Annotated in this window: 13 protein-coding genes and 2 pseudogenes; 10 read left to right on the forward strand and 5 right to left on the reverse strand. The window is 60.3% G+C overall.

What is annotated here, in order from left to right; all coding sequences use genetic code 11:
• Positions 1–101 precede the first annotated feature (101 nt).
• The 3 genes from B0G38_RS06010 to B0G38_RS06020 form a co-directional block, all read right to left on the reverse strand.
• Positions 102–1250, reverse strand: a complete 1149-nt coding sequence (locus B0G38_RS06010) for a mannitol-1-phosphate 5-dehydrogenase (protein ID WP_264668605.1) — start codon at positions 1248–1250, stop codon at positions 102–104.
• Positions 1250–3274, reverse strand: coding sequence for a PTS mannitol transporter subunit IICBA (locus B0G38_RS06015; protein ID WP_264668606.1), 2025 nt, complete (start codon positions 3272–3274; stop codon positions 1250–1252). Before B0G38_RS06015 ends, B0G38_RS06010 begins: the two co-directional genes overlap by 1 nt.
• Positions 3275–3338: 64 nt before the next feature.
• Complete coding sequence (locus B0G38_RS06020; protein ID WP_264668607.1) at positions 3339–4064, reverse strand: TetR/AcrR family transcriptional regulator; 726 nt, start codon at positions 4062–4064, stop codon at positions 3339–3341.
• Positions 4065–4200: 136 nt separating this feature from the next.
• Between B0G38_RS06020 and B0G38_RS23315 the strand changes: the two are divergent.
• A pseudogene (locus B0G38_RS23315) lies at positions 4201–4547 on the forward strand (phosphoenolpyruvate--protein phosphotransferase); the annotation flags it as partial.
• Positions 4548–4727: 180 nt separating this feature from the next.
• On the opposite strand, the pseudogene B0G38_RS23320 reads toward B0G38_RS23315, so the two are convergent.
• Positions 4728–5267 (reverse strand): annotated as a pseudogene (locus B0G38_RS23320) (IS110 family transposase); the annotation flags it as partial.
• Between the two features lie 506 nt (positions 5268–5773).
• Here B0G38_RS23320 and B0G38_RS06030 point away from each other — a divergent pair.
• From B0G38_RS06030 to B0G38_RS06070, 9 genes are all read left to right on the forward strand, one after another.
• Positions 5774–5977: a Flp family type IVb pilin gene (locus B0G38_RS06030; protein WP_264668609.1), complete on the forward strand. Its 204-nt coding sequence runs from the start codon at positions 5774–5776 to the stop codon at positions 5975–5977.
• A 105-nt stretch (positions 5978–6082) separates the two neighbouring features.
• Positions 6083–6478, forward strand: a complete 396-nt coding sequence (locus B0G38_RS06035; RefSeq protein WP_264668610.1) for a TadE/TadG family type IV pilus assembly protein — start codon at positions 6083–6085, stop codon at positions 6476–6478.
• A 56-nt stretch (positions 6479–6534) separates the two neighbouring features.
• The gene (locus tag B0G38_RS06040; RefSeq protein WP_264668611.1) at positions 6535–7503 is read left to right on the forward strand and encodes a Tad domain-containing protein; all 969 of its coding nucleotides are present in this window, start codon (positions 6535–6537) and stop codon (positions 7501–7503) included.
• Positions 7504–7525: 22 nt separating this feature from the next.
• Positions 7526–8290 carry a Flp pilus assembly protein CpaB gene (gene cpaB / locus B0G38_RS06045; protein ID WP_264668612.1) on the forward strand — a complete coding sequence of 255 codons (765 nt, stop codon included), beginning with the start codon at positions 7526–7528 and terminating at the stop codon, positions 8288–8290.
• Positions 8287–9483 carry an AAA family ATPase gene (locus B0G38_RS06050; RefSeq protein WP_264668613.1) on the forward strand — a complete coding sequence of 399 codons (1197 nt, stop codon included), beginning with the start codon at positions 8287–8289 and terminating at the stop codon, positions 9481–9483. The genes cpaB and B0G38_RS06050 overlap by 4 nt, the downstream gene beginning before the upstream one ends.
• Positions 9480–10928, forward strand: a complete 1449-nt coding sequence (locus B0G38_RS06055; protein ID WP_264668614.1) for a CpaF family protein — start codon at positions 9480–9482, stop codon at positions 10926–10928. Before B0G38_RS06050 ends, B0G38_RS06055 begins: the two co-directional genes overlap by 4 nt.
• 8 nt (positions 10929–10936) lie before the next feature.
• Positions 10937–11866 (forward strand): type II secretion system F family protein, encoded by a 930-nt coding sequence (locus B0G38_RS06060; protein ID WP_264668615.1) that lies wholly within the window; start codon positions 10937–10939, stop codon positions 11864–11866.
• Positions 11867–11878: 12 nt separating this feature from the next.
• The gene (locus B0G38_RS06065) at positions 11879–12763 is read left to right on the forward strand and encodes a type II secretion system F family protein (protein WP_264668616.1); all 885 of its coding nucleotides are present in this window, start codon (positions 11879–11881) and stop codon (positions 12761–12763) included.
• Between the two features lie 22 nt (positions 12764–12785).
• Entirely contained in the window at positions 12786–13421 is a 636-nt protein-coding gene (locus B0G38_RS06070; RefSeq protein WP_264668617.1) for a prepilin peptidase, read from the forward strand.
• Here B0G38_RS06070 and B0G38_RS06075 read toward each other — a convergent pair.
• Complete coding sequence (locus B0G38_RS06075; RefSeq protein ID WP_264668618.1) at positions 13407–14264, reverse strand: Rieske (2Fe-2S) protein; 858 nt, start codon at positions 14262–14264, stop codon at positions 13407–13409. The genes B0G38_RS06070 and B0G38_RS06075 overlap by 15 nt on opposite strands.
• Positions 14265–14377: the final 113 nt, after the last annotated feature.

The raw sequence follows: 14377 nt of genomic DNA on the forward strand, positions 1-14377 counted from the left end.
AGGCGGCCTGTCCATTCTAACGGCACGTAAACGGTGCCCACGTGCAGAATCTCCGTGCCTGTGAGCGCGACTATCGCTGGCCAGAACTCCTTGGTTGCGGGCTATATCTCGGCCTGGCGGGCTTCGATCAGCTTCTGCACCTGCGGGAAAAGCGGGTGCTCGGCCGCCAGGCCCGTGATCAGTTCCGTGGCTTCGGCAGATTCGGAGCCGGACAGGATCCGCGCCAGCTCCTTGGCTTCCGTATCCGCAGCGTCGTCGAAACGCAGCGCAGCCGCCATCGCCTCGAGCAGTGCCACGGGCACAACACCGCGCTCAGCGAGTTCGGCCGCCGGGCCGACGAAGCGCTCGTGCCGGCTCAGCTTGCGCAGCGGGGCCCGGCCCACCCGGTTCACCGTGTCCGGGAGGTACGGGTTGGTGAAGCGAGAGAGGATCTTCTGCACGTAGGCTTCCTGCTCGGCCTCGGCGAAATTATGCTTTGAGACCAGCAGCTGCTTGGTCTCGTCCAGCACCGCGCGCACCTTTGCCGCCACGGTTGCGTCCGCCATAGCGTCGGAGATCTTCTCGATTCCCGCCGCGTAGCCGAAGTAGGCGGCGGAGGCATGGCCGGTGTTGACCGTGAACAGCTTCCGCTCGATATACGGTCCCAGCTCGTCCACGAACGTGGCGCCCGGGATTTCCGGCGTGGCCGCACCGAAGGGCGCGCGCTCGATGACCCACTCGAAGAACGTCTCTACTGTCACGTCCAGGCCCTGGCCCTCCGCCTGGTTCGGCACAATCCGGTCCACGGCGGTGTTGGCGAACACCGCCACGTCGGACAGCTCCCCCGCCGAGGCGTCCCAGACTGACTCGATCTCCCCGCGGAGGATGTCCGTGGCGTTGATCGCGTTCTCGCAGGCCATGACCTGCAACGGCGGCAGCTCCGGTCCGCGTCCGGCCAGCCCGCGCGCGATGACCGGGGCCACGAACTTGAGGATATGCGGCCCCACAGCGGTGGTGACCACGTCCGCCGTCGTTATTTCCGCGACGACGTCGGCTTCCTGTTTGCCGGAGTTCAGCGCACGGAAGTTGTCCACGGTCTTGACCGAAGGGGTCTCCCCCACTTGGTGGACGTCGTACGAGGATGCCGCGGCGAGCTGATCGATCAGGGCGTCCGCCACGTCGGCGAACACTACTTCATATCCGGCTTCGTGGAGCAGCAGCCCCACGAAGCCGCGGCCAATGTTGCCGGCTCCAAAGTGCACTGCCTTCACTATGCGTTCACCTTTCCGAAGAGTTCCATGACTTCCTCCACCGTGGTGGCCTGCTCGAGCTGTGCCACCTGCGCCTTGTTCGTGAAGATCTTGGCGATAGAGGCCAGGATCTGGAGGTGCTCGTTGTTGACGCCGGCGATGCCGACCACGAATTTGACCTGCTTGCCGTTCCAGTCGATACCTTCCGGGTAGCGAACCAGCGAGACCGCGGAGTGCATGATGTGGTCCTTGGCCGCGTTGGTGCCGTGCGGGATGGCTAGCAAACTGCCCATGTAGGTGGAGACGGATTCCTCGCGCTCATGCATCGAGTGCACGTAGCTCATATCGACGGCGCCGCGGTCCAGCAGGAGCTGGCCTGCCTCATCGATCGCGGAGTCGCGGTCCGTGGCGGTTCCGGTAAGAACAATGCTCTCCTCCAACAGGACGCCCCTGCCAGTGGCCGGTTCAGCGGCATGTGCCCCCGAACCAACCTCGGCGGCTGGAGCTGCGGCCACACCGGCAGGATCGGAACCTGCCGCGGCAACTCCATCTGCGGTCAGCTCTTCGGCTGCAGCTTCGGCGGCGGGCACGCCACTGGAACCTTCAGCGCTGTCCTTGACCAGTTCCACGATTTCGTCGTACCGCGGACTGTTCATGAAGTTGTCCACGGAGACGTGCACCGCGCTCGAGGTCACCGGGCGGGCACGCTCGGTGAGGTCCTGGTGCGTCACGACGACGTCGTACGTGTCGCTCAGGTTGGCGATGGCCGAGTTGGTGACCTTCACGTCCGGGAAGCCGGCCGCCTTGATCTTGTTGCGGAGCACCGAGGCGCCCATCGCGCTGGAGCCCATGCCGGCGTCGCACGCGAAGACAATGTTCCGGACGGGACCGGCCAGGACTGCGGTGTCCCCGGTACCCCCGCCCAGGGTGGAAGCGACCGAGCTCTTCTTGCCCTTGAGACCTTCCATCTTTGCGGTTGCCTCGCCAAGACCGTCCACGTCCGTGGTCTTGCTGGCCTTGAGGATGACGGATGCGATCAGGAAGGAAACGGCCGCCGCGAGCACCACGGACAGTGTCACGCCAAAGTAGCTATCGCTCGCCGCGGCCGCATAGACAGCGAGGATACTGCCGGGAGCGGCGGGCGAACGCAGGCCGGCACCGGTGAGCACCAGGGTGAAGATGCCGGTCATGCCGCCGGCGATGGCAGCGAGAATGATGATCGGCTTCATCAGGACGTATGGGAAGTAGATCTCGTGGATACCGCCGACAAACTGGATCAGCGCGGCACCGGGCGCCGACGCGCGGGCCAGCCCCTTGCCGAAGACCATGTACGCGAGCAGGATGCCCACGCCCGGGCCGGGGTTGGCCTCGAGCAGGAACAGGATGGACTTGCCTTCGGCGAGCGCTTGTTCGGTGGCGAGCGGGGTCAGGATGCCGTGGTTGATGGCGTTGTTGAGGAACAGCACCTTGGCAGGTTCGATGAGGATGCTGGTCAGCGGCAAGAGGCCGTTATTAACCAGGAATTCGACGACGGCGGCAGCAGCGTTGCTGAAAACCGTCACCACCGGGCCAATCACCAGCATGCCGACAATGGCCATGATGGAGGCCAGAATGCCGGCGGAGAAGTTGTCGATCAGCATCTCGAAGCCCGGCTTGACCCGGCCTTCCCAGACCTTGTCCAGCTTCTTCATGATCCAGGCCGTTAGCGGCCCCATGATCATCGCGCCGATGAACATCGGGATATCGGTTCCAACAATGACACCCATGGTGGCCGCAGCACCCACCACGCCGCCGCGGACGCCATGGATCATACGGCCGCCGGTGTAGCCGATGAGCAGCGGCAGCAGGAAGGAGATCATCGGCCCGACCAGTGCGGCCAGTGTTTCGTTGGGCAGGAACCCGTCCGGGATGAAGAGGGCCGTGATGATGCCCCAGGCGATGAAGGCCCCGATGTTGGGCATGATCATGCCGGAGAGGAAGGTGCCGAATTTCTGGACACCCACGCGCAAGCTTGTTTTGGGCTTCGCAGCGGTCTCTGTTGCCATGTGAATTCCTAACGTGAGTCCCGCAGCGATGCGGGATCAGCCGATACCTGTCGAAGGAGTGAGCTCATGACGAGCTGCTCGATATTCTGTGGAGCCATTCGAGGAAGAGCCTCAATTCCGAGCCGGATAGTTGGTCCGAATGCGAGGCCTGGAGGGCCGCATTCAGGGCGATGGCTGCAACTACGACGGAGGACTTGCCGGAGTCTTCCGCTGCAGCCGCATTGGCCTGGTCGGCCGAGATAGCGAAGATCATGGAGTCCCGGGTCATGGTGGATAGCTCCAGGTTCCGCTCCTCCGCGGGTTCCGAGATGAGCATGAGGGTCACGCCCACGTTGGCCGCGAGGATGCTCCTTGCGGCCTCGCGGGGCGGCACATTGAGCTTGCCCGCGATCGCCGCCTTGTTGAGCATCTCCTCCATGAGTGCCTCGGCATCGGCCACAAGTGCCGGACGGCTCTCGGGCCGAATGTTGCCGAACATCACCAGGTAGAGGTGCGGCTGGCTCAGGCCGAACTGGACGTGGTTGTCCCACATCCGCCGGATGTCCTCCAGAGGATCTCCTGTCGGTGCAAATTTACGCTCCCGCGCCACATACTCCTCGAACCCGCCAGCAACGACGGCGTCGAAAAGGCCTTCCTTGGTGCCGAAGTGGTGATAGAGCGTAGGCGCCGTAACGCCGGCCAGCTTGGTGATCTGCCGGGTAGAAACCGCAGAGCCCTGCGAACTCGCCAAAAGCTCCGCAGCCGCCCGAAGCAACCGGGTTTTAGCCGGAAGCTGGTCATCGACACCCATAGCCGCTACCCTAGCACCTATAGCACCGCTATATGAAGTGAATCACAAGGTTTTTCAGGCCTCGACATATCCCTGCGCAGAAATTGCGAGGCTTGGGGCCACTCTCCCCGGCCACATCATCGACACCGTCCGCCAGATGCCAACCAGTCAGCAAGCCGCCTACCGGCGAGCGCCTCGACACCAAAGACACCATGCTGCTGAAATCGGCCGCCAAGCCCATCAACGCGGGCAGCTCTGCCGAGCGTGCCATTGTCGGAAGCCGGCACGTCCGTCACCGAGATGCTGCACAGTCTGGGTGGCTACATGGCCGAACGCGCGACCGACGTCCTCGACGTCCGCGCCCTGATCGTGGCCAACTGCAGGGCGTCCCCGCTCCGGGCATTCCAGACTCGGACACGCCCCTTCATCCTGATGGCCGAAGATCTTGCCCCGACCGACGCTGCAACTTTGGATCCCGACGTCGTACTCGCCCTGGTGACGTCGCGCGACGAGCTTGTCCAGACTCTTGCGCCGCTGCACGGCGAGCAGTTCGGCCTCGAGTTGGGACACGAACACGGCCTGGGCGGCCGGCTGTTCGAAGCGTTGCCGGCCCAGCCACGCGGTATGCTCACGGGTCCAATGCGAGTCCTCCGGGTAGACGATGCCTTGGCGCAGCAGCATTGCGTTGATCCGCTGGCGGGCGTGGGTCAGGTCCTTCACCGCGACGGCGTGGGCGCGGGAGAGGTCCCGGGCAGCTTCCTGCCCCGGGGTGGGGACCCTGACAGATACGATCTCGCCGAGGCGGAGCATCCTTGCCAGTGACAAGGCGTCGCGTTTATCGGTTTTAATCCGGTCTCCCGGTGCGCGCAGCAGCCGTGAGGGTGCGGCAACCTGGCAGTCGATACCCGCGGCGGCGAGGGTACGTGCCAGCCAGAAGCCGGTCGGGCCGGCTTCGTACGTGCCGGGCAACTGTTCCAGCCAGGCGGTGACGCCGTCCGGCGCGAGGGTCTGGCGGATGATTTCGCCGGTCTCGGAATCCAGGGCGCAGGCGGCAACGCTGCGGGCATGGACATCCAGTCCGACTGAGGTACTCTCGAACATAGCTGGGACCTCCTGATCTTCAAATGTGGCTCTACCAGTCCACACCTGCCGCCCCGATGAGGGGAACAGGTGCTGCGTAACCGGGCGACCCACGACTGTTTTGAAGCCGAGGCCCCAGCCCATACCGGTTCGTCCGGATAGAGGACATCGCCGCCGGGATACAGGCCCCGCGCGCCGCCCCTCAAGACCCGGTGACAGGCCCCGGTGGAGCTGGCACGGCGGGACCGCCCGGCGATAATGGCCGACCGGACGGGCCGGGGAGCCGACCCCACTTACGGAGCCCCGCCCCCTTCATATTGTCTAGAAACTGACCTCGACGCCGAATAAAGCCTCTTCGTCGGCGGTACGGCGCTGCGCGTCCGCGTGAGAGGTCGCCCCTTCGTGATGTCCTCCGCCGGCTGCCTATGCACGGCGCAAGCCAAAAAGTGATGAGATTCAAATAACAGTTTCATAACGGACTGGTGAAACCTTCAAATATGTGCTTTTATGTTCTTGGTTGGGGGCAACTAATCAACTCCTTCGAGACTTCCCATCTCGAAAAGTTGGGGGCATTTCTGCATAACCTCCTGCCGTTGGTCCATATCCATCCAATGGCCTTTTGGTCGTTGTATTCCAGGAGTTGAATTTCAATGCTTGCTATTTACGCCGCTCTGCACACTTTCGTGACCACCCGCTTTACCCGCGAAGAAAAGGGTGCGACTGCCGTCGAATACGGCATCATGGTTGCGCTTATCGCCGTAGTCATCATTGCCGCCGTAGCTACCCTCGGTACCGAGTTGAACACCGACTTTACCGCCATTGTCACCAAACTGGGCGGCACTGTCACTCCGTAGCCACGGCTTATCCAAATCTACGTGGCGGCCATTGTAGGCAGCCTCGACCAGCCCTGCTGTGTGGAGGAATCACAGTGTCCTCCACACAGCACTAGGCGCTAGCGAATGTCGGATATGAGCGAGGCCCATGAAATGCGGAAATCGGGAGAACAAGGTGCCATCGCCGTCGAAATGGCGTTATTGGCGCCGATCTTGGTTGCTTTGGTTCTAGGCATTGTTGAATTCGGTTTTGCCTTTAACTCGCAGACAACGATAACTCATTCCGCGCGTGAAGCAGTACGCGAAATGGCCATAAACGACGTCAAAGCAGAAGCACAGCAGACTGCGGTAGATACGGCAGCTCCAATGGTGACCCTGAGCCCAGGACAAGTCATTGTCGTCCCTAATACATGCGTTTCGGGCGACGTCACTGTCACAATCGAATACACACACTCCTCAGTGACTGGCTTCATTCCCGATTTAGCTCTTATAGGCAAGGGTGTGATGAGATGCGGTGGCTAGGGAGCATAGGTTTATTCAGAAAAAGGCCGCCAAAACGTGAGCGCGGAGCCGCCGCCGTGGTTGTCGCTTTCGCCATGGTCGTCCTTCTGGGATTTGCAGCTATTGTTGTCGACGTCGGCGCTGCCTATGCGCAGAAGGCCCAACTCCAGAACGCCGCGGATGCCTCTGCTCTTGCCATCGCACAAGACTGCGCAAGCGGCTTGCCCTGTATCAGCACTAAAGACGCAACGGCCCAATCTCTGTCGACTGCGAATTCGAATACCGGACATCCACACCCGGACACAAGATTCACGGGCTCAAAAACGGTGCGCGTGGACGTCGATACACGGGAATCGGCATCATCTCCTCTGGGAATGTCCACCTATTTCGCGCGAGTTTTTGACATTGATCTCTTGCAGGTTAGAGCTTCCGCGGAAGTGACCTGGGGGAGCCCCAAGGAGGCTGTCAGCCTCCCTTGGACCATCAGCGAATGCGTCTTCAGATCTTTTCTTTCCAGTTCCCAGCGCTCGGAATTGGATTCAACCGGATCCTTCACGGGCAATCCGAGTGCGACCCGCGTGCTGCTGCGCTATGACGAGAATACGCCCTCGTATCCAGGTTGCGCGGCCCAGAACGGCTACACCCCGGGCGGTTTTGGTTGGTTGGATCTGGACGGCGGGGGGTGTTCCGCTCTCATTAACATCAGCGCAGGCGAAGCTGGCAGTAATCCCGGCGTCAATTTTCCCTCACCCTGTATGTCTGCCCTGAGTTCGCTCATGAAGGAACCGTTCTTGGTGCCGCTTTTTGACAACGCGTCAGGCACCGGTGGGCCCGCTACCTATACACTGGCTGGCTTCGCAGCATTCCAAATTACAGGCTTCCGTTTCAGCGGGACACCTGCGCTTAATGGCGGTCTAACCAGCTGTACCGGAAACTGCCGCGGTATAGAAGGCTATTTCACCCGCTTTGTCAGCTTGGAAGAAGGCCTCAGCCTAGACCCCGTAGCGTCAGACTTCGGCGGAACAACAGTCAGGCTGTCTAAATGAGCATTAGATTGAGGAACGGAAATTGAAATCACGCATGCTCGCGGGCCTGGTTGCGCTGTTGCTCGCTGTCACGGGAGCAATCCTAATTGCTACTTACGTGCAGAACGCTGATACCCGTGCACAACACGGACTTGAACCCTCCAACGTGTTAATCGTCCAGGAGCATATACCTGCAGGCACACCGGTGAAAGACCTTGCGTCTTTTGTGGAAGTACAGCCACTACCCTCGTCCGCCATTTCGGCGCAAGCTCTAGGAGACCTCTCGGATCAATCTGGAAAGGTGACTGCCGTGAATCTTGAGGCCGGCGAACAACTCCTATCCTCCAGACTTGTTGATCCTAAGGAACTTATTATCCCGGGAAGCGCTCCTGTTCCGGAAGGTTTGCAAGAAATTACGATTCAGCTCGAACCTCAAAGGATTGTTGGCGGCAAGATCAGTGCGGGAGACACCGTAGGGTTTTTCGTCTCTTTTGACGGTGTCACTTCTGAAGCCGACACCGGTAAATCAGAAACGCCTATTGACTCTGAAGAGGGCTCAACGACGAAGATGGTCTTTCACAAGGTTTTGGTTACAGGAGTCCAGCGAGCTGAAGCTGCAGTAGAAGGAGATGATTCAGCAACAGCGTTTCCTTCAGGAGCAATGTTGGTTACACTCGCGTGCGACGATGTAGATGCCACGAAGATAGTATTCAGTGCCGAGTACGGGACCATCTGGCTGACGAAAGAGCCTGCCGAAGCCGAAGAGTCGGCCCCGATCGTCGTCGACAAGTCCGAGGTCTACCGATGAGCCGCTTCCTCCTCATCGATTCGAATGCCTCATTCGAGCAAAAACTTAGGCTAGCTCTGGCCGGCGGCCTACCAGGAGAAATGGCGACGATCAGCCCGGATAGCGTAATAGGTGAGGCCCACGAGTTGCTCTCTTTGATCATGGGCAACCGGCCCGAAGTGATAGTCCTAGGTCCCGGCCTTGCAACAGAGGATGCATTGCGCCTGGCGACCGTGATGGACGTCCAGTTCCCGGGGCTGAGTGTTGTCTTGGTTGCCGAAGCCACTCCTGAACTCGTTCTCCAGGCGATGCGTGCCGGCGTCCGCGATGTCATCAGCCCGCTGGCCGACATCCCGTCGATCCGGATCCTGCTGGAGCGGGCAAGCCAGGTTTTCGCCAGCAAGTACCTCAAGATGTTTCCGGGAGCGACACCTTCAAGCGAACAAGGGCTTGTTATCGGAGTCTTTTCTCCAAAGGGCGGAGTGGGTAAAACAACCGTGGCCACCAATCTAGCGGTTGGACTGGGCAAATTAGCGCCGATGAATGTCGTCGTCGTCGATCTCGATCTACAGTTCGGTGACGTTGCTTCCGCCCTTTATCTGGATCCCGAACACACCATGACGGATGCAGTTTCAAATTCTGCGAGCCAGGACTCCATGGTACTCAAGGCATTCCTGACAGTGCATCCGGCAAATATCTATGCATTGTGCGCGCCTCTGGAACCGGTAATGGCCGACCTGATTAGCGCGGATCAGGTGACCCACGTCCTGCAGCAGCTGACCGCGCAGTTCAAGTACGTGGTGGTGGATACCGGGCCGGGATTGAATGAGCACACGCTGGCCGCGCTGGAACAGTGCACCGACGCCGTCTGGGTTGCGGGGATGGACGTCTCAAGTGTCAGGAGCCTACGGACCGGACTCGACGCGCTCCGACAGCTCGATCTGATTCCGGAAACTCGTCATGTGGTTCTGAATTTCGCGGATGCCAAGTCCGGTTTGAGCGTTCAGGACATCGAAGCGAGTCTCGCAGCTCCCATTGATGTCGCTATTCCACGGTCCAAGGCATTGTCCTACTCGACAAACCGAGGCATTCCCATATTGCAAGATGAGGTGAAGGATCCTGCGACAAAAAACCTGAAAGCTCTGGTGCAGCGGTTTGATCCGCAGTTGCGAGAAAAGCGCCGCAAGCTGCATAGGAGGGCGGTAGTCCAGTGAGACTGTCGGAACGTATGAACGCTGCGCGTCAGCAGCAATCGCCCGCAGAGACTTCTGTGCTAGGGCAGGAACCGCAGGTTCCCGTGGCGCTCGAGGAAGCCGTCCAACTCGCACCGGTTCCGGTTTCCAAACCGGTTGAGGTTACCGCGGTACCAACCGACGCACTCGCCGGGCTCAAGCACAGGGCAGCGAACGCGTTGTTTGACCGAATGGGTGCCCGTTTCAATGACTCCACACTAACTGAGGAGGACCTGCGCGCTGCCGCCCGCGAAGAACTCGGACAGATTATTGACGAAGAGCAGGTCCCCCTCTCGCCGGAGGAACGCAGGCGCCTGATCCGGGATGTCGCGGACGACGTGATGGGCTACGGTCCATTGCAGCGATTCCTCGATGATCCGAGTGTCACCGAAATAATGGTGAACCGTATGGACCAGATCTATGTGGAACGCAAAGGACTCGTGACCTTGACGGACGGCCGGTTCAGCTCGGAGGAACACCTGCGAAAGGTCATCGAACGCATCGTATCCAAAGTGGGCCGCCGCATCGACGAGTCCTCCCCTCTGGTTGATGCGCGCCTGGAAGACGGATCACGCGTGAATGCAGTCATCCCACCACTTGCCGTGAACGGGTCCTCGCTGACGATCCGAAAGTTCAGTAAGGTTCCCCTGACTGTTCAGAACCTGATCAGCTACGGCACGATGACGCCGGAGATGGCAGAACTACTCGACGCTTGCGTCAAGGCCAAGCTCAACATTATCGTCTCCGGCGGTACCGGAACAGGTAAGACCACATTGTTGAACGTCCTTTCGTCGTTTTTACCGGGAACCGATCGAATCGTCACCATCGAAGACGCGGTGGAATTGCAGATACAGCAGCAGCATGTGGTCCGGTTGGAGAGCCGGCCGCCGAACACGGAAGGCAAGGGCGCGGTCACCATCCGCGATCTGCTGCGCAACTCCCTCCGTATGCGTCCCGACCGCATTGTGGTCGGCGAGGTCCGTGGCGGAGAGTCGTTGGACATGCTCCAAGCAATGAATACCGGCCACGATGGCTCTCTCTCGACCGTGCACTCGAATTCGCCGCGTGATGCAGTCGCCCGCTTGGAAACGCTTGTTCTGATGGCTGGTATGGACCTGCCATTGCGCGCCATACGGGAGCAGATCGCCTCCGCTGTGGATCTGATTATCCAGATTGCCCGCCTACGCGACGGCAGCCGTCGGATCACCCATGTCACCGAAGTCCAGGGAATGGAAGGCGACGTGGTGACCCTTCAGGACGCTTTCGTGTTCGACTATTCTGCTGGCGTGGGCAGCGACGGCCGATTCCTCGGCAAGCCCGTTCCGACCGGCATAAGACCCCGCTTCATCGAACGCTTCGAGGACATGGGAATCACAGTCTCACCGGCGGTTTTCGGGCAGACCATGAACCCGGCAGGCCGGCATTGACGATGGGTGTGCTATTGATCATCGGCACCGTGTTGATCCTCGGCGCCATACTCCTCCTGATCTTCGCTCTGCAACCACAGAGCGTCACTATTCCGAGGGACCGTCGTCGTCCGTTCGAAGAAGAATCTACCTCGCAGTTGTCCCGCTTTGCCGGATCTGCTGTCCGCTTCATTGAACTACAGCTCGCTCGGCGCCCCACTCGGCTCTACCGCCGGGAGCTTCTTGAACTAGCGGGCCTCAGGCTCAGCCAAGCCGACTACATCATCCTCGTCATATCAGGCTCTGTAGTCGCAGGCCTTGTAGGTCTGCTCCTTGGAGGCATCGGGCTCGGGCTCCTGATTGCCCTGCTGGCGCCATTTGCTGGCCACTTTGTTTTGGTGATGCTTATCAACCAGCGACGAACAAAGTTCGATGCCCAGCTCGGAGATACACTGCAGCTGCTGACAGGCGGATTGCGGGCAGGACACAGCATCCTCCGTGCCATCGACGCCGCTGCCACTGAAGCTGACAGTCCCACATCGGAGGAGATGCGTCGCATCGTCACCGAGACAAGCCTTGGCAAAGACCTCCTCCAGTCCTTGAGTGACACCTCGACGCGTATGACCAGCGAGGACTTCATGTGGATCTCCCAGGCCATCCAGATCAACAGGGAGGTCGGAGGAGATCTGGCCGAAGTGCTGGACCAGGTAAGCGAGACGATTCGGGAACGGAGCGAGATCAAGGGACAGATCAAGGCATTGGCTGCGGAGGGCAAGTTCTCCGCATACATTTTGATGGCCCTTCCGATCGGCATTGTCGTCATGCTGAGTGTGGTGAATCCGGGCTACATCGGCGTCCTGTACACTGAACCGCTCGGCTGGGTAATGATTGGCGTGTCTATTGTCCTCATGGTCATAGGTGGTCTGTGGCTGCGCAAAATCATCGACTTAAAGTTCTGACGACGGCCTGATATGAATCTACTTGTGATGTTTGGAGGATTGCTGGTCTCCGGTTCAACGGGGTTTATCGCATGGACTCTCCTAGCGCAGGATAAAAAAGGGTTGAAAGCCATCCGTGCCAATCTTGCGCGGGGCTTTGATACGACGGGTGGAGCGACTCCTAGGGATCTAGGGTTTTTGTATCAGCTCGGCGAGCGGCTCACGCCTGCCGGATATGCCAAGAAGCTGGACCGTTTGCTCGCCCTAGCCGGCCGGCCGGCAACGATGCCCTTGAACCGGCTCCTCGCGGCGAAGCCGGCGCTGGGTCTCCTCGGTATGTTCCTGGCATTTGTGATGATCAGAGCCAACCCTGCCTCGACCATGGTCCTGCTAGGGATGTTCCTGACAGCGCTCGGCTATTTCATTCCCGACCTGATGCTCTATAGCAAAGGCCAGGAACGTCAAAAGGCCCTGCAACTGGAACTGGCCAATACGTTGGACCAGATGCTCATCTCTGTGGAAGCAGGCCTTGGTTTCGAAGCGGCCATGGCGCGCGCCGGTGCCAATGGGAAGGGGCCATTGGCTGAGGAGCTCGTACGAACGCTGCAGGATATGCAAGTAGGCAGAAGCCGGCGAGAATCCTACCTTGCGCTAGCAGAGAGGACCAATGTCCCGGAACTTAGAAGTTTCGTGAAAGCCATTGTCCAGGCTGACGCCTACGGAATTGCGCTTAGCGGCGTCCTTCGGATCCAAGCCAAAGTCATGCGAGTAAAGCGGCGCCAACGGGCAGAGGAGAAGGCCATGAAGCTCCCTGTCATGGTCCTCTTCCCCCTGCTGTTCTTCATCTTTCCGGTCCTCTTCATCGCTATTCTGGGACCCGCGGTGATCAACACTATCGCCACGTTCAGTGGTCAGTGACCAGGGGCATTAGGCTCCAACGGTGAACATCGTCCTTATTGCTGCCGCCGTAGCTGCAGGATTGGTGGTTGGCTGGCTCGTCTTTCCAATGGCTCAGCGGGAGGAACGCACGTCGCTGCCAGTTAGCTGGCGTGTGCCGCTGGCTATGCTGACCGGATTGGTGTGCGGGCTGCTGACTTGGATGTTCGGCGTCGGTCCCGTGCTGCCAGCGTTCTTCTACCTTGCGGTGATGGGTGTGCTGCTCGGCACGATTGATGCCAGGCACAAGTTGCTGCCGAATCGACTGGTCCTGCCATTCCTGCTCGGTGCACTCGCTCTGCTCGCAATCGCTAGCCTGATAAGCGGCGCTTGGTTGCAGCTCCTTGGCGGCTTGCTGGGCGGGGCGGCCATGTTCGCCGTCTACCTGATCATGGCGCTGATCAAGCCGGGCGGGATCGGCATGGGCGATGTAAAGCTTGCCGCCGTCGTCGGGCTTTATGCGGGCTACATTGGCTTGAACGCCTGGCTGCTGGTACTGGTCGGCGCATTCGTCCTGAACGCGGTGGCGATCCTTCTGCTGATGCTGGGACGGGTGTTGAACAGGAAGTCCGAGATCCCCTTTGGCCCTTCTATGATTGCGGCGACACTGCTGGTGCCGCTGGTTTCAGGAGTCGGGTGAGCGGCGGACTTCGATCCCGCCGTCGGTAACGCGGGCTTCGTAGACCGGCTGCGGATTGCTCGCCGGGCCGCGGACAATGCCGCCATCTGAAAGGCGGAAGGTGCTGCCATGCCAGGGGCACGTCACACAGCCTTCGCTGACAGTTCCCTCTTCCAGCGGCCCGCCCATGTGACTGCACACACTGTCGAGAGCATGGATCTGCCCGCCGTCGCGGTACAGCACCACGGACACGCCATCCAGCTCTACCTTTCGCAGATTGCCCTCGGCCAGTTCGGCCTCGGCGAGGACTGCTTGCCATTCGGCTGGCCCTTCGCGCCAGGCGGTGCGGTTGACGTTGACGCCCTTGGAGTATGCCAAATGGCCGCCGAGGTAGCCGCCAGCCATCAGGACTCCGAAGCCCGCGAGCCCGAGAGCCTTACCAACGCCGCGGTTACCCCGTTTGCGGGCAATGAGCGATGCCGTGTACAGGCTGACAGCGGTGGAATTCGCAAGGGCATGCACCAGGCCGAGCCGGCGCTCCTTGCCTTGAGTATCGGACCAGTCGTTCGCGCCGGAAGCCGCGGTGGGAACAGCCAAAACAATGCCGGCTACGACCAGCAGGTCCGCGGCGGGCTCGGTGGCCTCGCTGCCGACAATATCGAGAAGGGCCGCCATGCTCCAGGCACCGATGGGCAGATCCGTCAACACGGGGTGCAGCGGGTGGCCCACATACGTGCCGCTGAGCAAGTTCCGCAGGAAACGCGGTTTCACTACCTTGCCGACTACAGCGGCATACGGTTCAGCAATCTTGTCCAGGAATTCGAGGCCTTCCACAGTTTCCACTACCTGATGGAGTATCTTCATTGCAGCCTCCTGGAGCCGTTACCTGATGCGTCGAGAGTGGAACGACACCACCACGACAGGCATCATCCCCGGTCCACCAGAGTCTGCCATCGCGGCGGACGGCTGGCAAGGGA

It is taken from the genome of Crystallibacter permensis (assembly GCF_025960875.1).
GTDB lineage: Bacteria > Actinomycetota > Actinomycetes > Actinomycetales > Micrococcaceae > Crystallibacter > Crystallibacter permensis.

Bases quoted from the DNA above. Each gene is read 5' to 3' on its own strand.
- B0G38_RS06015 (WP_264668606.1), bottom strand. From the start codon at position 3,274: ATGGCAACAGAGACCGCTGCGAAGCCCAAAACAAGCTTGCGCGTGGGT.
- B0G38_RS06020 (WP_264668607.1), bottom strand. From the start codon at position 4,064: ATGGGTGTCGATGACCAGCTTCCGGCTAAAACCCGGTTGCTTCGGGCG.
- B0G38_RS06030 (WP_264668609.1), top strand. From the start codon at position 5,774: ATGCTTGCTATTTACGCCGCTCTGCACACTTTCGTGACCACCCGCTTT.
- B0G38_RS06035 (WP_264668610.1), top strand. From the start codon at position 6,083: ATGTCGGATATGAGCGAGGCCCATGAAATGCGGAAATCGGGAGAACAA.
- B0G38_RS06050 (WP_264668613.1), top strand. From the start codon at position 8,287: ATGAGCCGCTTCCTCCTCATCGATTCGAATGCCTCATTCGAGCAAAAA.
- B0G38_RS06065 (WP_264668616.1), top strand. From the start codon at position 11,879: ATGAATCTACTTGTGATGTTTGGAGGATTGCTGGTCTCCGGTTCAACG.
- B0G38_RS06075 (WP_264668618.1), bottom strand. From the start codon at position 14,264: ATGAAGATACTCCATCAGGTAGTGGAAACTGTGGAAGGCCTCGAATTC.